Source organism: Bacillus sp. SIMBA_026 (assembly GCF_046535335.1).
GTDB lineage: Bacteria > Bacillota > Bacilli > Bacillales > Bacillaceae > Bacillus > Bacillus velezensis.
Window position 1 is genome coordinate 516,116 of the sequence record NZ_JAWRWX010000002.1, and the last position, 18,263, is coordinate 534,378.

Sequence of the window (18,263 nt, forward strand, 5' to 3'; positions counted from 1 at the left end):
TTTGCGCAGCGTCATTCTGAAGAAAATTTTTCCTCTCATTGGCTACAATATATATATCGGACGGCCGCTTCCATTGTTTATATTGAAAATAAAAAAATCCTCACTTTTTTTGTGAGGATAAGTTAAGTAATAAATCAGTATTAAAAGATACAGCTCTGTTGTTCTCTTCCAGGATCGACAAGTAGATTTCTTTCCTGTGAATATCTACGTGCTGAGGCGCTTCAATTCCCAGCTTCACTTGTTCTCCTTCGATAGCGATCACCTTTATTTCAATATCCGGCCCGATCTGAATGGACTCATTCACTTTTCTTGAGAGAACTAGCATGATCCTCCTCCTATCAGATGTTTTGTTTCATAGGAAGCATCATGTAAAATGATTTGTTTCGCCTTCATTTCCTTTTTATTGACGATAATCGGCGCTTTTAAATTGGCGGTCGTGTTTTCAAAAGGCTCTTCCAGCGTTAAAATCGCCATCACTTCGACGTCCTCTATATCTTCAATATGCAAAAGTTCAAGCGTCGCATGGTCAATGTCAAATTCGTACCCTTTAAAGAAAATAAACGGACTGGCGACAATAAAAGCGATGTGCTCCTGTTTGACAGACTGCAGCGCCAAAAACGGTGAATCTTCCGACAAAGGAAGAACAACAAATTGAGTCTCGTCATTAAATCCCGGCAGGCCGTTTTCAAATGAGATAATCTGCCCTTCATCTATTCTGATTTCTCCGTGATATTTTGTTTTAATTATCATGCTTCACAATCCTTTACCACTTTCATCTTTTATTCTGCGTTGCCATCGTCAACCGAAATCGTCACCTTAGGGTCTTGCATCATATCAATCTGAACTTTCCCCGGCGTATAATTCCATACAGGTTTATTGACGGCTGCTTCAATTGAAGGTTTGCGGGCTTCAATATCAATCGTAAGCTTTGAAGGAATGCAGTCAATGTCGACGAGTAACTGCGCAGGCAGAAAGTCGCTGAATTCGCCGAATGGATCGGGCGGTCTGACATCTGCTGCCTGCCGGGCCATCACATTGCCCGTTTTCTTTTCGATAGCCGCCATTTCCTTCCCTTCCCTGACTGTTTTTGCAATAAACTCGCTGCAGGCTTCCGCACCTTTCTGAGCGGCTTCAGCGTTCAGCTTTTCAAATGATTTGAGATTCAAGTTCTCCCACGCCCTCGTCTGGTCAATCGTCAGTTTGGCCGGCGTGCTTTCTATGTTCAGCTCTGCCGGCGGCTGCTCGATTTCCAGGTCAGCGGGCGGCTGTTCCATCTCGATTTCTTCCTTTTGAAAGGTTATACCGATTTTAGCAGGCACACTGTCAATAATCAATCTCGGCATCTGCACAGAGACCCCTCCTGTTTATAGTATTTTAGTAAAAAAAGCGATCTCCCTGGTGTGAGTCGCTTTTTTATATATTGAAGACGATCAGTTCTATTATTTCAGGAAGTCGATCAGTGACGGCTGAATGATATTCGCATTCACTGACAGCGCTGCTCTATGGACCGTCTGCTGAGATAAATAATCAACAATCACATCTTCCATTTCTACATCTTCATTATCCGACAATACTTTTTCAGCGGTTGCCGCTTGTGATTCCAATCTCGTCTGAATGAGTTCCAACCGGTTTGTGCGTGCGCCGATATTGGATTTTTCAGCATTCATTTTATCAGTAAAACCGTCAATATCTGACAGAATTTGATCTGAATCTGCTTCGGACAGCGTGCCTTTGCTTAAAGAAGCTTCTAGGGAGTTTAGAAATTCAAAAACATTATCTCCATTTTGTGCGACGCCTCCGAAAGCTGAGTTTGGATCAGAATTCACTTTCAGCACTGCTCCGTTCGAGATGTTGATGTTAACATCCGAAGCACCTGTATAATTCTCATAGTTGTACGTATATGTGCCGTCGGCATTTTCAGTGATCGGCGGGACATCTGAATTTGTTCCGTTAAACAGATAACGTCCGTTTACCTGAGTATTCGCGACAGAAACGAGCTGCTTTTTCAGCTGGCCGATTTCTGTACCGATTGCTTTCAATTCTGTTTCACCGTTCGAATCACTTTTCGCCTGAACCATCAAGTCCCGGATTTTCCCCATAATATCCGTTTCCGAGTTTACGCTTGATTCCGAGTTTTCCAGCCATGTAAAGCCTTGCGAAACATTCCGCTGATACTGGTTTACCTGCGCAAGCTGAGTACGGTACTGCATTCCCTTCATTGCAACGACCGGATCATCAGAAGCTTTCGTGATTTTTTTCCCCGTAGACACTTGCTGCTGAAGCCGATCGAGCTTGTCATAACTTGAGCCGATAAATCTAAGAGAATTTTTTGCGATCATCCCTTGAGTTACTCTCATTTACTTATCTCCTATCTTCCTCCGGTGCCCATACCGTTAATAATTTTATCGAATATTTCATCTTGCATCGTTATAATCCGCGCAGCCGCATTATAAGCGTGCTGAAACTGAATCATATTTGTCATTTCTTCATCTAAAGACACTGCACTGATTGATTGTCTCCGTTCATCGGCTGAAAGGGTGTTGCTTTCAGAGTTGTTCATAAGATTGGCCGCTTTTTGTGAATTAACGCCCAGCTTTCCGATAAGGGATTCATAAAAGTCATTAATTGTAGTGGTTTCACCGTTAATAGTCAGCTTGCTGTTCTGTACGGCTGCAAGATTTGTCGCGTTTGTGCCGTCACTTTTTTCTCCGTTTAACGACGCTGCGATATTATCAGTAGACGCAAGAATTTTGTCACTGACTTTTATTTTCGCTGCCGCACCTTTTGCAGGCACCGCTTCACCACCGCTGAAATCAAAAAATGCTGCGCCCTGTTCACCTGTATAGGTCTTCCCTTTTTCATGAACTGCATTAAACGCGTCAGCAAAGGATAGCGCCATATTGTCAAGAGCGGTCAGCATTTCAGGATAAAGACCTTTTTCTTCTCCGTTTGACATATAGCCGTATGATTCAATAAGACCTAAAAGTGAGCCTTTTCCGGTAAATGCATCCGCATTGACCGTACTGCTGCCGACTGACACACTCGACACGAGGCCGCTGTCCTTGTCGTAGTTTATTTTCATTTCTGAAACTGTTTTTGTGTTACCGTCGAGCAGCGTACCGAGAGAATTGTTGTTTCCGTTCAGCAATTCGACGTTAACCGTGCCCTCAGCAGTCGCCAAGGCATGTCCGCCCGACTTATTATATGAAACTTTAATATTTGCCATAGAAGATAATTGATCAATCAATCTGTCTCTTTGGTCATACAAATCATTAGGGAGCATACCGCTCGGCTCAACTGCCGCAATTTGATTGTTAAGGTCATTCAACTGATTGAGAATGGAATTGACCTGATCCGCTGTGTTATCCAGGTTCTTTTTAATATCACCCTGAATGTTAGTCAAAGAGGTAGATATATAGTTAAAACTTTCGGCAAGAGATTTCCCCTGCTCCTGCAAAACTGAGCGCGCTCCCGTATTTTCCGGATTCGTCGCCAGATCCTGAAGGGCATTCCAAAACGAACTGAGCGATCCGTTTAATCCATTATCGTCAAGCTCTTTCATGACGCCTTCCATTTGCGACAGTGAATTGGAACGGGCTGTATAGTACCCTAATTTTGTATTTTCAGTTCTGTACTGATAGTCTAAAAAACTGTCTCTGACGCGCTCAACTGAACCGGCTTTTACTCCTGTTCCGATTTGCCCGGCCGTCAGATCACTGTTTTTTGATACTGCGGGATAAGGGCTCGTCGATTGTAATGTGACGCGCTGCCTCGTATATCCTTCTGTATTTGCATTTGCAACGTTATTTGAAACTGTGCTCAATGCAGTCTGCTGCGCACTCAATGCACGCCTTGCTGTTTCGAGCCCCATAAAAGTCGATGGCATTAAAAATCCTCCGTTCTAAGCTTTTGAATCGAATAATGTCAAACGGCTGACAGGCTTGCGCGCCGCTTGCGGCTCTTTATAATTCATATTCTCTTTTTCACCCGGCATGATCATATCAAATGCCCCGGAGATGAATTGTAAAGCCTGAATCGTGAGCTGTTTGTTCATCTCATTCACTTCTTTCAGACGGTCAAGAAGCGCAGACAAAGAGTGAAATAACCCTTCAAGCTCCTGTTTTTCACTGCCTGAAGTTCTGGAGATGCATGCAGCAATTGTATTGTCCTCACCGCGGCTGAGAAACTGAGAAGTTAACCTGATTCGTTCTTCCTCAGTCTGCCCGATTGCCTGAATATACTTTTGCTCTTTGGTCAATATGTTGGAGAGCTCTTTTGTTTTACCTGCTTTCAGCGCTTCCGTTTTCTCCTCAGACAGCGTGAGCAGATGTTCATGCAGTGCGCAAAGTCGCTTCAGTTGATCAATAATTGGCTTTGCTGACATTGGCTTTCTCCTTTTTATTGCTTTTTATAGAAATTCACTATGTTTTCAGCGATGCTGTTTGAATCTATTTTATATGTTCCGCTCTCTATATCCGCTTTAAGCTGAGCGATTTTTTCCTGACGTGTTTTAGTGACCGCATCTGACGCATTTTGAAGCTCTTTTGCATGAGAAGAAATTTCCACTTTGTCCTTCGGCTTTGCAGCCTCTTTTTGTACGGCTTGCTTTTCGTAATTTTTTTGGTATGGATTAACGGATTGTGTTCCGTACTGATTGATTTTCATAGGATTCCTCTCGCTTTCTGTTCGCAGTCTAATTCTTTTATCGACTGCGTTATCAGTTAGTTTAGGGAATCAGGTGTTTTTGGTATTATAGGCATAGTATGTGTCTTTTGTACTGTTTTTCTCTTCGAATTCAGCGGCTGTTTTTTGGTTCATATGGTCTAATTGCGACTCAATATCTGTCTGACAGGACTTGCAAAATTTCCCCGTCCTGATTGGATTTCCGCACCTTTCGCAAGGATATGCCAAATTTGGAAGCTGGCTGATCTGAATCCTTTTTTGTTTGATAAACTTGAGGATCAGCTCTTCATCCACACCTGTTTCCTCAGTGATCTGCTGCATCGTCGACTGTCTGTTGATCTGCTTTCTCAAAAATTTATAGACGGTTTCAAATGCTTTTTCTTCTTCTTTAATACATGCCTGGCACACGGTCTGCAGGTTCGTTTTAAAAAATAAAGCATTGCATTTTGGACAATTCGCCAATTCACCCATCGTATTAACTCCTATTCCTTCTTTAATCTGCCTTATATTTCTATCAATTATATCGGCAGAAAAAAAGAATGATTTAGCTCCTGATTAAAGTAAAAGAGGAGACCGATGACGCTTTACCCGCTGTCAGCAGGACTTCGGCGGCTTGGTGAAGTGTGGCGCCCGTCGTATAAATATCGTCTATTAAGATGACGTTCATACCTTCAGCGGAGTTTTCGGCTGCTGAAAACTTTTTTTCTGCAGACAGCCTGTCTGTTTTGCTCTTTTTGGATTGTTTTTCGTTGTTCAGTCGGATGAGGGGGGAAATGACGGGCATTCCGAGCAGAGAGGCCAGCAGCTCGGATTGATTGAATCCGCGTTCCGCCAGCCGTTCGCCGCTCAGCGGAATAGGGATGAGAGTATGTGTATTTGATGGATATGCCGCTTTAAAGCCGGCAGCAAAGTCACGTTCAAATGCTTGAATGATTTTCGCATCACCCCTGAATTTAAACCGGGCCAATGAGTCCTTCATCGCATCATTATACAAATATACCGAACGGTTTTGCCGCAGCAAAAAGCGCTTTTCCGTTTTTGATTCCCGGGCCGCACAATCAGCGCATTTTTCATTTGACTCCTGAGGCCTCCCGCATATACTGCATACGGGGCCTTCAATTTTTTCGAATTGGCTGCTGCATATGCTGCATACCTCTTGCTCGGGCGCCAGAGAAAACAGAGATCTCCAAGTCAATGAACTTGAAATTGGTGAGTCACACAATAAACAATTCAGAGATATTACGCTCCTTCCCGAGTTTCACAGAACTCGCTTGGATTAACCGAAACAATCGCCGCTGATTCAGCCAGAATGACAAGCAGCGCCGTATTTTTCTGTTTATCAACTATCTCTGCTTTTGCATAAGCAACTTTCTTTTTATCTGTAACATATGCCGGTTCAGCCCGGTTTAGTGAAAGTGCCAGTACATCATTTTTGCATACCCGGCATGTGCATTTCATATGAAGCTTAGGCATATGGCGGTCGAGAAGTTCCTTTAATATGATTTCTTTAGAATTGACAAGCATGCTGACAGCTCCTCATAGGAAAGTATGAGTATACTGTATCACGTTTTCTGAAATTAACTAGTCCAACAATTTACTTTTTTGTGCCAATTTGTTCATATGTTCAATATGTTTTTTTGCTTTTTTCATTTCGTTTGTAATTCCGAAATGAAACATGACGACATCACCGCTGAAATGTTTATAATGCCTTCCCGTTCTGCCCGCGATCTGTACGAGCGCGCTCTCAGTAAAGATAGGTGCTTCTGCTCCGAGGACACATGTCTGAACTTTGGGCACGGTAACCCCTCTTTCTAAAATCGTAGTCGTTACCAGCAGGTCAAGCCGGCCGTCTCTGAACCGTTTCACTTTATCCTTTCTGAATGTGTCTTCCGCATGTACGCCTTCTGCCCGTATGTTTAATTTCTGAAAATAATCCGTTGTCTTTTTCAATACGTGTACAGACGGAACGAATAAGAAAACAGGCAGCTGTGATTGAAGTTTTCGGCAAACCCAATCCGTTACAGAGCGCGGCAGTTTTCCTTTCTGAAGCTTCTTCTTCCAATTGCCGCACCACAAAAAACGCGGCTCCGGGAGGGGTTGCCGATGATATCTGGCCGGTATGCGGACGCTTTTCAGCAAACCGGCTTCAGCCTTCTTTTTTAATGTGTCTGAAGGAGTTGCCGTTACATAAACAAGGGCGCTGTTTTTCTTCCTCGCTTTATCAACAGCGAATCTTAATGTCTCATCGGCTGAAAAAGGAAACGCATCTACTTCATCTATTATCATGACATCAAAAATGTCTCGGTAGCGCATCAGCTGGTGAGCGGTTGAAATCATCAGCGGAGTCAAGCGGCCTTTGTCCTCGCTGCCGCCGTACAAAGCAGAAACGTCGACTTTCTCAAATGCTTTTTTCAGTCTCGGCAGCAGTTCAAGTACGACATCTGTACGCGGAGTCGCGACACAGACGCGCAAACCGTGATTCAGCGCAAACTCGATACCCGGAAACAGCATCTCTGTTTTCCCCGATCCGCAAACCGCCCATACTAAAAGCTCTTGTCTCTCTTTTATCGCATCTGTAAGCGCGGCGGCCGCCCGCTTCTGTCCGTCTGTCAGTGTTCCTTCCCAAGAAAGCTTTACAGGCTCCCAGCTGTTTTCAGAGGCTTGATTCCAAGAATATAATGATGTCAGTTCATCAGCCCTTCCCATCATGACACAGGCACGGCAATAGGTAATCTGCCTTTTGGCAGAGGACGCCCAAAATGCCGCAAAGCAGGCTTGATCAGACTGACCGCATCGTTGGCAGACGTAACGATTTTTCCGGCGGATGATTGACGGCTCGGCCGTTATATACTCTTTTTCTATAAAACCGTTGATGCGCTGATCTGAAAACGGTATCTCAGATCTCAATAAATGCCGGCCGTAAAAGAAATCCCGCACCTCTGAAAATTCTGAAGCACCTTCGGACATCTCCCTGCCTCCTTTCTGCTCAAAGTATGCCTTGTCGGGAACCCACTTGTCGAATTGCCAAAATTAAAAAATAAAAAAATCTCCGCCCTTGAAAACGGAGATTTTCACTTAGTTTTTAAAGCACCAGCCGATTCCGATGGCACCTTCGCCCAAATGGGTTCCGATCACGGCACCGAAATAGCTGTTATAGAATTCGACATGAGGATACTTACCGCTTAACTCCTGTATAATATCCGCCGCTTCTTCTTCCCTGTTTGCATGGATGACAGCGGCCCGCATCGGGATTCCTTTACTTGCATCTTCCCCAAACAGCTCAAAAATTCTCGAAATCGCTTTTTTGCGTGTCCGAATCTTCTCAAAAGGAACAATTACCTTATTGTCAAAATGAAGAATAGGCTTTACCTTTAACAGACCGCCGATAAAAGCCTGAGCACTGCTTAGACGCCCGCCCCGCTGGAGGTGTGATAAATCGTCCACCATAAAATACGCACGGACTGTTTTTTTCATTTCTTCCAGCTCTTTTATAATCTCTTCCGGTGAGTCAACACCGTCTTTAATGAGCTGTGCTGCCTTTAATGCATAAAAACCTTGTGCCAAACAGCTGATCTCTGAATCAAAGGGATAAACTTTAATATGATCAATCATAGTGTTTGCCGAGGCGGCGCTGTTATATGTTCCGCTGATTCCGCTGGACAAATGTATGCTTATGACTGCATCATATGTTTTGCCCAGTTCTTCGTACAATGCGATTAATTCACCGAAAGAAGGCTGAGACGTAGTCGGCAGCTCATCATGATTTTTTACTTCTTTATAAAAACTTCTCCAGTCGAGTTCTGTTTCTTCGCGGAATGTTTTTTCACCGAAAACCACTTGGAGAGGGATCATATGAATATGATGTTCTTCTCTCATCTCTTTCGGAATATATGCTGTACTGTCTGTTACAACTGCAATCTTCATCACTTTACCTGCCTTATTAAGTACTTAATAAGTATTTTAATAGATATGCAGCTGTAAAAAAAGACTTGCCATAACAGGCAAGTCTTCTCACACATGACTAACGCATCTCTACCCAGCCGTTTTTAATGGCCACGACAACGGCTTGTGTCCGGTCATTAACGTTCATTTTCTGCAAAATATTACTCACGTGATTTTTCACTGTTTTCTCACTGATAAACAATGATTCACCGATTCCGCGGTTGCTTTTTCCGTCTGCAAGCATTTGCAGCACTTCACATTCCCGTCTCGTTAATATATGTAATGGTCTCCGGATTTCCGGGTAAACCTCATGCTGAGGATGAGCAGAAACTCCGCTTGTCGCAAGACGGCGGAATTCGTTGACAAGATTGTGGGTTACTTTCGGGTGAAGGTAAGAACCGCCCTCGGCTACCACTTTCACTGCTTCGATTAAAGTATCTGCGTCCATCTCTTTCAGGAGATAGCCTCTTGCACCTGTTTTTAAAGCATGAGTCACATAGTTTTCATCATCATGGATGGAGAGGATAATCACCTTAGATTCAGGGTACAGCTCAACAAGCTGTTTAGTAGCCTCTACACCATTTACATTCGGCATATTAATGTCCATTATGACAACATCGGGATGATAATGCTCGACGATTCGAGCCGCCTCATCTCCATCGTCACCTTCTGCTACCACTTCAAAGGTAGGTTCAAAATCCAATATTCTTTTTACACCCTCACGGAATAGTTGATGGTCGTCGATAATAACAATATTTACTTTAGTCACACGCTACGCCTCCTTATCCTATTGTTCTATATACGCCGCTGTTCGGTCAATATGTCTTTTGGCTCTATTTAACAAATTATAGGCCGAGAGATAACGGAACCTTAATCATGATAAATGTCCCAAGACCTATTTTAGAGTCTATCGTTATCGTTCCTTCAAGCAGATCTACTCTTTCTTTCATTCCCAGCAAGCCGAATGACTTGTTTTTCTTTTGTTTAGCATCCTTAATATCAAAGCCTTTTCCATTGTCCTTAATGATGAGAACGACAAAATCAGCGGTTATTTCCACTTTTACTGTAATTTCCTCTGATTCTGAATGCTTGAGTGCATTTGTGACGGCTTCCTGAGCGAGACGGAAAAGCGCCACTTCAAATTGCGGGGCAAGCCTTTGGTTCTCCGTGTCTCCGATGCACTGAAAATGTATTTTCACCTTTCCGTTATATTCTTCAGTTGTATAAAGATATTTTCTCAGTGTCGGAATCAGCCCGAGATCGTCCAATGCCATCGGTCTTAAATCATATATAATCCTTCTGACTTCGTAAAGGGCATTCCGCACATTCTGCCGTAGATTTCTGATTTCCTGAAATCCGTCCTCCGTGCCGCGGTCGCGGAAGATCCGTTCAATTAATTCCGATCTCATCATGACATTTGCCAGCATTTGCGCGGGACCGTCATGAATTTCTCTGGAAACTCTTTTTCTTTCTTCCTCTTGGGCTTCAATGATTCTTAAACCGAAATCTTGTTTAGCCTGCGCATCGGCAAGAAGAAGCCCTACTTGGCGAAGGTCTTGATTCAGGTAATTCAGAACGACGGTTATTTGGCTGACTAATGATTCTGACCGTTCAATGATTTCCTGAAGCCCCAAAAGCCGGCGTTCTAAATCATCTCTGCGCTCCCGCAGCTGCTTTTCACGCTGCTGGATCATCGTCAGTTCCACTTGAAGTTTGTGCGCCTTTTCATAGGCGTTGCGAATTTCTTCTTCGCTGAACTTATGGAAATTTCTGCTTACTTCAGACAAGCGGTTTCGTGCGTGCCGCGTATGAACTTCAAGTTTGTCGCCCAGCTCAATGACTTCGTACACCTGCTGTTTGATCTGTTTGAGTTCTTCAACCAGCTGCTCATATTGCTGGCGCGACTGCTCTCCGATTTGAAAAACCTCGTCCTTGCTCCCGTCCACGGTTTTCAGCATTTTCATAAGTATAGAATCCAAAACTTTGGAGTCCATCTTCGATTTATTCATCTGTCTCCCTCCGTAACGGTGTTGTTATGTATTTTTATTATAAATGTAATTGAACTGCAATTTATGTCGAATTATAATGAAAGAATGCGTATATTCTAGAAAAAAACATTTTTATATAGTATCTTACTCTTTCATGATACCAAAATATGCGCAAAAATTCTAAAGTCTGTTCGAATTTGTAGAAACAAGTCTTTTAATGCTTGTCAGGAGGGTCCAGCAATCATGCTGCACAGCTATTTAACAGTTAAAGAAACGGGTGAACATGAGATTGTGATTGAAAAATCGCGTTTTATCTGTCACCTGAGCCGTGCTGCTTCTGAAGAGGAAGCGCAGGAATTTATACAAAAGATAAAAAAACAGCACTGGAATGCAACTCATAACTGCTCAGCTTATCTGATCGGCGAAACCGACCATATACAAAAGGCGAATGATGACGGAGAACCAAGCGGCACAGCCGGCGTCCCCATGCTGGAAGTGCTGAAAAAACGCGGTCTGAAAGATACCTGCGCGGTGGTTACCCGGTATTTCGGCGGAATAAAGCTCGGTGCAGGCGGATTGATTCGTGCATATGGGAAGTCAGTGTCTGAAGGCTTAAATCATATAGGGGTTACGGAGCGGAAGCTGATGCGGATTATGCATACATCAGCGGATTATACGTGGCTCGGCAAGATAGAGAACGAACTGAGAGAATCAGTTTTTTTACTGAAAGATATCCATTATGCGGATCATGTCGAATTTGAAACGTACGTTGAAGAAAAAGACAAAGACGAGTTTATAAAATGGATGACAGAACTGACGAACGGCAAGAGTAAGAATACAGAGGGAGAACTGACGTATTTAGAAACAGACGTCAGCCCTAAAGGAGACTAATGTAATGGCTGAACGTGTAAGAGTGCGTGTTCGAAAGAAAAAGAAAAGCAAACGAAAGATATTCAAACGGATTTTGCTGCTGCTTACCCTCGTTTTGTTAGTCGCTGCCGGGTTTGGCGGATACAAAGTATACAAAACGATCAATGCGGCAGATAATGCATATGATGCCCTTTCCCGCGGAGACAAATCAAAACTTCGGGATAAAGTCATCGATATGAAGAAAAAACCGTTCTCCATTTTGTTTATGGGGATCGAAAATTATGCCACAAGCGGAAAAGGCGGACGATCAGACTCTCTTATTGTCGTTACCCTTGATCCGAGAAATAAAACAATGAAAATGCTGAGTATTCCGCGTGATACGCGGGTGACGCTTGCCGGCGATACAACCGGTAAAAAATCAAAAATCAATGCGGCTTTTGCTAAAGGCGGGGCGGATGAAACCGTCTCAACCGTCGAAGACTTATTAGGCATACCGATTGATAAGTATGTCACTGTCGATTTTAATGGCTTTAAGGATGTTATTGATGAAGTCGGCGGAGTCAATGTAAAAGTGCCGTTTGACTTCGACGAAATGAGTGACGTCAGTAAAAAGAAACGGATCTACTTCAAGAAAGGAAACATGCATTTGAACGGTGAGCAGGCTCTGGCTTACGCGCGGATGAGAAAGCAGGATAAGCGCGGAGACTTCGGCCGGAATGACCGCCAAAAGCAAATCCTAAATGCACTGATCGACCAAATGTCTAAGGCTGGAAATATTGCTAAAATCGATAAAATCGCTGAAACAGCAAGCAATAACGTCCAAACGAATATCCGAATCACTGAAGGACTTGCCCTTCAGCAGATTTACAGCGGCTTTACCAGCAAAAAGATTGATACACTGAGCATAACAGGATCAGATCTATATTTAGGCGGCGGCGGAACCGCGTCTACAGGCGGAACATATTATTTCCAGCCGGATCCGACCAATCTCGAAAAAGTACGGCAGGAATTGCAGAAACATCTGGATTACCCGTCCGGAAGCAGCACGGCGTCCGATCCTGCTTCTGACAGCACAGGAACGGACAGTACGACTGATTCGACTTCCGGCAGCACGGGAACAGACGGCACGACTGATTCGACTTCTGACAGCACAGGAACAAGCGGCACAACCGATTCAACCAACGGTACTGCTGGTGCAAACGGTACGGACAGCACACAGTCCGGCGGCACAACAGGCTATTAAGAGTAAACCCGATCCTTTGAGCAGGATCGGGTTTTTTTATATAATAAGAGAATAGCAGAATCCACAAAAAAGCAGACCATTCGCATGATCTGCTCTTTTTAATTTTTCTTTACCAATCTCTTGTAAAACTTGGTAAATGGTTTAAATTGTTCATTTACTAACCCTGTGACCTCTGCTATGATTTGCATAAATACAATCAATACAAAAATAATAAACAGCGAAAGCCATATGGTCGCGCTTTTCAGCAGGATGGCACTGACGCTGAAAATAAAGCCGATTAAATAAATGATAATGACAGCCGTGCGGTGTGACAGCCCGAAGGCCATCAGCCGGTGGTGTATATGTGACTTATCAGGCGCTGAGATCGGCTGTTTGTTTAAAATCCGCCTGATGACGGCGAATGTCGTATCAAAAATCGGCACGCCCAAAATGATGATCGGAATGATGATACTGAATAAAGTAACACTTTTATAAAGACCCAATAATGAGAGTACTGAGATGACGTATCCGAGAAAGAGCGATCCGGTATCTCCCATAAATATCTTTGCCGGGTGAAAATTATAAAATAAAAATCCGAGTGTGCTTCCTATCACGACAAGTGAAAGTGACAGAATAAGGATTTTCCCTCCGGACAACGCCATAACGGCGATAGTGGAGAGTCCGATGACCGACAGGCCGGCAGCGAGTCCGTCCAAACCGTCAATCAGGTTCATCGCGTTCGTAATACCGACGATCCATAACACAGTCAGCGGGTAAGCGACCCATCCCAATTCTAAACGTTCCGTTAAAAACGGTACGGAGAAAAAGTCCATTTTCAGTCCCGTGCTCACAATCATAATGGCCACGGCCAGCTGGACGAAAAACTTTACCTTTGCGCTTAATTGGTATTTATCATCAAGGATTCCTAAAATAACAATAATAAACGCACCCACTGTAATGGCGGTCATTTTCGTTTCATTATATATGCCGGCCGCGAGCACACCCGCCGCTACGCCGATAAAGATGGCCAAGCCGCCCATACGGGGCATTATTTTATCATGTACTTTTCGGTTGCTGGGCTGGTCAACTGCACCTATTTTGATCGCAATTTTTTTCACGATAGGAGTTAGGATTAAAACCGTTAGCAGAGAGACAAAAAACGCAACAACTATGCGAAACATGCGTTCGTCAAGCATAAAGAAGTCTCCTTTGGAATTATATGAAGTCTTTTCTGATATTGAACCGTTCCTTCCATTATAATTCTTACTAGTTATTATAACAAGCATCATCAAAAAGAAACACGCAAATCAAAAAATGCGCTTTCCCTTTTAATGGGATTGCGCATTTTTCAATATACCCGTGCATTCGAGCATTCGGCCGAATAAAACATTCCAATCCCGTCTCCGGGCCAATTCACGGCGCAAAGCCTCGTATGATCCGCTGCGGTCCGCTGCCAGAAGCGCGTCGCAGGCCGCGATGAAATCTGCGGGGTCACTGCCTTCAACGTGTTCATAAACGAAAGGCCTTTTGATTTTTGACGTAGAAGAAAGGTTGCAGCCGACAACCGGTTTTCCGGCGGCTAAAAATTCAAAAAGCTTAAGCGGAAATACCGCGTCATTATAAGGTGAATTTTTATACGGCATGATGCCGATGTCGACAAGCTGCATATAGGACGGCACTTCATTCGGCGCGGCAGGTCCCGTCCAGATGACATTCGGACGCTCCAGAAGCGACTTGAAATCCGGATCGTCCTGAGCCGTGTTAGGGCCTACCAATAAAATCGTCCAGTCAGGCCTCACATCTGCCGCTTCCGTCATAAGCGCAAAATCGAGCTTCGGTTTGATTCCGCCGATAAAACCGAGAACCGTTCCGTTCCGCCCCCGTAAAATGTCTTCAGCCGGCTGTTTATTTTCCCGTGAAAACAGGTCATATTCCACACCGTTTTCAATGGTGAACACTTTCTGGTGCGGGTTCTCCAGCTTTTTTCCAACCTCCTGGTGCAGACAGTCAGATGTACACGTAATGGAATCGGCACGCTGAATGATTCTCATTTCCGCTTGTTTAATGATGTTTTTTCTAACATTTGACAACACCCCGGACCGGCCGCTGATCGGAGCGGCCCACAGATCACTGCAATCATAAATCACTTCATCCCAAGGAAACAGATCTGCCAGAAGCGGAAAACCGGGGAAAGTGTACCATAAGCAGCAGCGGGCCCCTTCTCCTTCTTCCTTCAGCATGTTCACCAATGGTGAAAGCTTATGCCTGTAGCACATGTCTGTATACCTGCCGAAGCGGAAAGCTTTTTGCTGCATGAGATCCTTTACAGTGAACTGCCGGATTCCCTCGGCGATCCCGGCCATCTGACCATCATTGGCTCGCGGAGACGGGCATACCCAAATGACGCTTTTCGTTTCTTTTTGCCGGGCGAGAAATTCAGCCAGCCGGTGCCGTCTGTATCTCAGCCGGTCATGACCCCATTCCGCCGCTCCGACGATTACGTGAATAATCGGTTCCACCTTCATCACCCAGCTCCTCTGACGCCTACAGTCTTTTCATGACCGCGTTTTTCGCATATTGCATAAAACACCACGAAGCCTTGATAAAGTGCAGGCGCTCAATTTCTCTATAAACAAACCACGTTTTTTTTGCGGCTTTCCACTTGTTGCTTGAAATCGAATTCTGCACAAGCCTGTATTCTGAAAGGCACTCATTCAGGCCGTAAGCCGTAAATCCCCTTTTCAGCAGGGAAAGCCATGTCGCTAAATCCTGCCGCGTTCTGATATCAGGCATTTGAATCTGCCCCGTCTGCTCTCTGTCAATCATGACCGTTAAACATCCGATAATCGTATTTTTTAAAGCTTCATCATATGACAGGCTTTCAGGAGCTTGAATCGTTTTGTCCGTCGGCGTTCCGTCCTGCTCCATGACGCTGTAGCCCGTAAATGAAAAAGCGCAGGACCGCTCTGCCATAAACGCAAGCTGTTTTTGAAGCTTTTCCTTTTTCCATCTGTCATCGCTGTCCAGAAATGCAACATAACGGCCCTTGGCATGTTTAAGGGCTGTATTTCTGGCAGCCGCGGCTCCCCCGTTTTGATCTAAATAAACGACGCGGATCCGCTCATCCTTTTGTTCATATTGCCGTAAAATATCTCTCGTTCCGTCCGTTGAACAATCATCTGCGATAATCATTTCCCAATGCGGGTGGCTTTGATGTAAAACGGACTGGATCGTGTCTTCGATATATTCACTTGCGTTATAAGACGGTGTAATGACAGATACGAAAGGTTTCCAGTTTGTCATGGTCACATCTCCATCGCAGATTTTTACAAGGACTCTCTAAAAAACTCAGGAATGACAATGAACATAAATGCAACTGCAATGCCGATTAAAACGCCCAGAACCGCTTTCTTTTTCGGCGGCATGCCTTGTCCCGCCGTTTCATTCATCGGCTCTGAATTGATGATGCCGGCCGCTTTCAGGTTCAGCTGCGTATTTTTCAATTCATATAAAAATCGTTCCTTATCCACTTTGGCGTCCGCACTGACGGTTTCTCCTTCAAGCGCAGCAATACTCTGCCGCACTACTTTTGCCCGTTTTTCAAACAGGTCCTGATCATTCTTCAGAAAAGTTGTTATGACGGCTTGAAACACCGATTCAGTATCCTGTTTGTTTTGGCCGCTGTAGCTGACCGTGATCAATGAATCTGATTGTGTTTCGACAGTCAGTTTACTTTTCACGGCCGCTCTTTCTTCATCTGTTTTATCAGGCAGAGCCTGCTTTAAAAAGGCATCGCTCGTCAAAAGGAGCGGGATTTCTTTTGTATTGTTATAAAGCGGATGATCATAATTTCCCGCGGCGATCGCCGCTTCTGATGTAAAACTGCTGTTTCCGCTGATTTTTGACGGCAATACATATCCCGCCGCCCCTAACACAACGGGCAGCGCAATGATCCAAATGATATTCTTTTTGATACGCCGGGTTATTCTTGTCAACATATCCTTCATCTCGCATCTCCCTGTTTTTCATAGTACGCCGTGACGGCAGGCTCCTTTTGTAAACGCCTCAATATATTGACCGCCGCGATCACGAGCGAGAGAAATACCCAGTGGAAAAATAAATTTGATACGGAGCTTGGGCTGATGCTGCTTACCAAAAAACCGGCCATCGCCGTGATAAGTCCTTCTGTGATCAGTCTTGACTGATTTTCCGATTTTCTTTCATGACATTTATAAAGTGTCCAAAAAAGGAACAAATAGACTGTCAGGTAACCGAGCATCGTAAGTACGCCGAAGTTCGCCATAATCTCGACGAGCCAGTTGTGCACCTCAACTACGCCGCCCGTATCATAAACGGGCTCCGCTTTTAAATAGTAAGAGACGTTTCCGGCACCCACTCCGAACCCCCAGGAATCAATCACATAGTGAAAGGCGTTCTTTAAAAGATTCGCCCTCGCGAGGTTGGAAGGAAGCGGCTGCTGTCCCGGCATCGCCTGCGGAGCTGAAAACAGATTCAAGACGGCATTGGTGATACGGCCCGCAAATAAAACCGCAAACAGCGCAGCACCCGCTCCCGCAGCGTACAGCGCGAATTTTTTCAACAGATAAGGCAGCAGGATGAAGACGTATACAGCCGCCCCCGCGCATATGCCCAGCAGACTCGCGCGCGAACCGGTCAAAATGATTAAATACAAAGCGCAGATCGCTAAGAGCAGGCTGACGGCCTTCACATAGCCGTTTTTCAAATTTTTCACCGCCGCCGCATACAGAAAGAAACTGATACACAAAAACGTCGCGAAATCATTTTGATTAAAGAAAACGGACGTCGGATAATGCTGTTTGTACTGCGGGCCGTTATAAAGCGTGGAGCTCGGCAGATGGTGGTGTGTAAAATGGTTGTAAAAGCCGATCGCCATCACAAAAATGGTCATCACAAGCCATATGCCGTAAAAAACCATCAGCTGATCAAAGCGCTGAATGAACATGACAATAAGATAAATCAAAAACATGCCCATTCCCATTAAAGCTAAATATTTAATCCCGTACGTCACGGATTTTGCCCACAATAACGATAGGAGACCGTATGTAAACCATAAGGCGAAAAACATCAGAATCCCTTTTACATTCACCCGATTCCATCTGTCAATATGATGACGGTTTGTCAGGATGCCGGCGATGTGAAGGGCGCCAGCTCCGATTAATAACAGCCGGTATATAAATAAGCTGAAAAATCCGAGATGAACCGCAAAGAAGGCCTGGTTTAAAAATGTACACGCGATCAGTATATAAATGAGCCCCATAAACATCTGACCGTTTGTTGTAAAGGCGGATAGCAAAGCAAGTCCGGCAATGCCGATCATGGCGGCAAGCAGCAGCACGGTGATTTTTCCGAAGCCGGCATCCGCCCTGACCGCCTCCAGCATGATAAATCCTCCTGTAATGAGAGCGGCAAGCAGCACAAGAACATATGCCGCTGAACGTTTGATACTCACATGGCAAACCCCTTTCCAAAACCGGCAGCCGAGCCGGGCTGCCGAGAGCCTGAAGACAAATCTTTTT

Annotated in this window: 21 protein-coding genes; 2 read left to right on the forward strand and 19 right to left on the reverse strand. The window is 44.6% G+C overall.

The window, feature by feature from the left end:
* Nucleotides 1-100: 100 nt before the first annotated feature.
* From csrA to degS, 14 genes are all read right to left on the reverse strand, one after another.
* Entirely contained in the window at nucleotides 101-325 is a 225-nt protein-coding gene (csrA, locus tag SB847_RS13365; protein ID WP_003151402.1) for a carbon storage regulator CsrA, read from the reverse strand.
* Nucleotides 319-750 (reverse strand): flagellar assembly protein FliW, encoded by a 432-nt coding sequence (fliW, locus tag SB847_RS13370; protein WP_007407475.1) that lies wholly within the window; start codon nucleotides 748-750, stop codon nucleotides 319-321. The genes csrA and fliW overlap by 7 nt, the downstream gene beginning before the upstream one ends.
* A gap of 29 nt (nucleotides 751-779) precedes the next feature.
* Nucleotides 780-1,349 (reverse strand): DUF6470 family protein, encoded by a 570-nt coding sequence (locus SB847_RS13375; RefSeq protein WP_410563772.1) that lies wholly within the window; start codon nucleotides 1,347-1,349, stop codon nucleotides 780-782.
* Nucleotides 1,350-1,439: 90 nt separating this feature from the next.
* Entirely contained in the window at nucleotides 1,440-2,357 is a 918-nt protein-coding gene (gene flgL / locus SB847_RS13380) for a flagellar hook-associated protein FlgL (protein WP_007407477.1), read from the reverse strand.
* A gap of 11 nt (nucleotides 2,358-2,368) precedes the next feature.
* Nucleotides 2,369-3,886 carry a flagellar hook-associated protein FlgK gene (gene flgK, locus SB847_RS13385; RefSeq protein WP_044801917.1) on the reverse strand — a complete coding sequence of 506 codons (1,518 nt, stop codon included), beginning with the start codon at nucleotides 3,884-3,886 and terminating at the stop codon, nucleotides 2,369-2,371.
* A gap of 15 nt (nucleotides 3,887-3,901) precedes the next feature.
* Nucleotides 3,902-4,384, reverse strand: a complete 483-nt coding sequence (locus tag SB847_RS13390) for a flagellar protein FlgN (protein WP_003151394.1) — start codon at nucleotides 4,382-4,384, stop codon at nucleotides 3,902-3,904.
* 14 nt (nucleotides 4,385-4,398) lie between these two features.
* Nucleotides 4,399-4,665, reverse strand: a complete 267-nt coding sequence (gene flgM / locus SB847_RS13395; protein ID WP_003151393.1) for a flagellar biosynthesis anti-sigma factor FlgM — start codon at nucleotides 4,663-4,665, stop codon at nucleotides 4,399-4,401.
* A 69-nt stretch (nucleotides 4,666-4,734) separates the two neighbouring features.
* On the reverse strand, nucleotides 4,735-5,154 hold the full coding sequence (locus SB847_RS13400) for a TIGR03826 family flagellar region protein (protein WP_012118571.1): 420 nt from the start codon (nucleotides 5,152-5,154) through the stop codon (nucleotides 4,735-4,737).
* Between the two features lie 73 nt (nucleotides 5,155-5,227).
* On the reverse strand, nucleotides 5,228-5,917 hold the full coding sequence (locus SB847_RS13405; RefSeq protein WP_198161198.1) for a phosphoribosyltransferase family protein: 690 nt from the start codon (nucleotides 5,915-5,917) through the stop codon (nucleotides 5,228-5,230).
* 5 nt (nucleotides 5,918-5,922) lie between these two features.
* Entirely contained in the window at nucleotides 5,923-6,207 is a 285-nt protein-coding gene (comFB, locus tag SB847_RS13410) for a late competence protein ComFB (RefSeq protein WP_003151389.1), read from the reverse strand.
* Nucleotides 6,208-6,264: 57 nt separating this feature from the next.
* On the reverse strand, nucleotides 6,265-7,650 hold the full coding sequence (locus SB847_RS13415; RefSeq protein WP_410563783.1) for an ATP-dependent helicase ComFA: 1,386 nt from the start codon (nucleotides 7,648-7,650) through the stop codon (nucleotides 6,265-6,267).
* Nucleotides 7,651-7,758: 108 nt separating this feature from the next.
* Nucleotides 7,759-8,607: a DegV family protein gene (locus SB847_RS13420; RefSeq protein WP_410563786.1), complete on the reverse strand. Its 849-nt coding sequence runs from the start codon at nucleotides 8,605-8,607 to the stop codon at nucleotides 7,759-7,761.
* A gap of 97 nt (nucleotides 8,608-8,704) precedes the next feature.
* Nucleotides 8,705-9,394, reverse strand: a complete 690-nt coding sequence (gene degU, locus SB847_RS13425) for a two-component system response regulator DegU (protein ID WP_003219701.1) — start codon at nucleotides 9,392-9,394, stop codon at nucleotides 8,705-8,707.
* A gap of 76 nt (nucleotides 9,395-9,470) precedes the next feature.
* On the reverse strand, nucleotides 9,471-10,634 hold the full coding sequence (gene degS, locus SB847_RS13430) for a two-component sensor histidine kinase DegS (RefSeq protein WP_007614106.1): 1,164 nt from the start codon (nucleotides 10,632-10,634) through the stop codon (nucleotides 9,471-9,473).
* Nucleotides 10,635-10,856: 222 nt separating this feature from the next.
* On the opposite strand from degS, the gene SB847_RS13435 reads away from it, so the two are divergent.
* Entirely contained in the window at nucleotides 10,857-11,504 is a 648-nt protein-coding gene (locus tag SB847_RS13435) for a YigZ family protein (protein ID WP_007614107.1), read from the forward strand.
* A gap of 4 nt (nucleotides 11,505-11,508) precedes the next feature.
* A complete protein-coding gene (locus SB847_RS13440; protein ID WP_410563793.1) occupies nucleotides 11,509-12,726 on the forward strand; it encodes an LCP family protein in 1,218 nt (405 codons plus the stop codon).
* A 98-nt stretch (nucleotides 12,727-12,824) separates the two neighbouring features.
* Here the strand turns inward: SB847_RS13440 and SB847_RS13445 are convergent, their stop codons facing one another.
* The 5 genes from SB847_RS13445 to tuaE all read right to left on the reverse strand — a co-directional run bounded on the left by SB847_RS13445 (nucleotide 12,825) and on the right by tuaE (nucleotide 18,196).
* Nucleotides 12,825-13,901: a glycosyltransferase family 4 protein gene (locus SB847_RS13445; RefSeq protein ID WP_003151382.1), complete on the reverse strand. Its 1,077-nt coding sequence runs from the start codon at nucleotides 13,899-13,901 to the stop codon at nucleotides 12,825-12,827.
* 132 nt (nucleotides 13,902-14,033) lie between these two features.
* Complete coding sequence (gene tuaH, locus SB847_RS13450) at nucleotides 14,034-15,230, reverse strand: teichuronic acid biosynthesis protein TuaH (protein ID WP_349552123.1); 1,197 nt, start codon at nucleotides 15,228-15,230, stop codon at nucleotides 14,034-14,036.
* A 19-nt stretch (nucleotides 15,231-15,249) separates the two neighbouring features.
* Complete coding sequence (gene tuaG, locus SB847_RS13455) at nucleotides 15,250-16,008, reverse strand: teichuronic acid biosynthesis protein TuaG (protein WP_044801923.1); 759 nt, start codon at nucleotides 16,006-16,008, stop codon at nucleotides 15,250-15,252.
* Between the two features lie 23 nt (nucleotides 16,009-16,031).
* Nucleotides 16,032-16,712, reverse strand: coding sequence for a teichuronic acid biosynthesis protein TuaF (tuaF, locus tag SB847_RS13460; protein WP_032876147.1), 681 nt, complete (start codon nucleotides 16,710-16,712; stop codon nucleotides 16,032-16,034).
* Complete coding sequence (tuaE, locus tag SB847_RS13465) at nucleotides 16,709-18,196, reverse strand: teichuronic acid biosynthesis protein TuaE (protein WP_410563797.1); 1,488 nt, start codon at nucleotides 18,194-18,196, stop codon at nucleotides 16,709-16,711. Before tuaE ends, tuaF begins: the two co-directional genes overlap by 4 nt.
* Nucleotides 18,197-18,263: the final 67 nt, after the last annotated feature.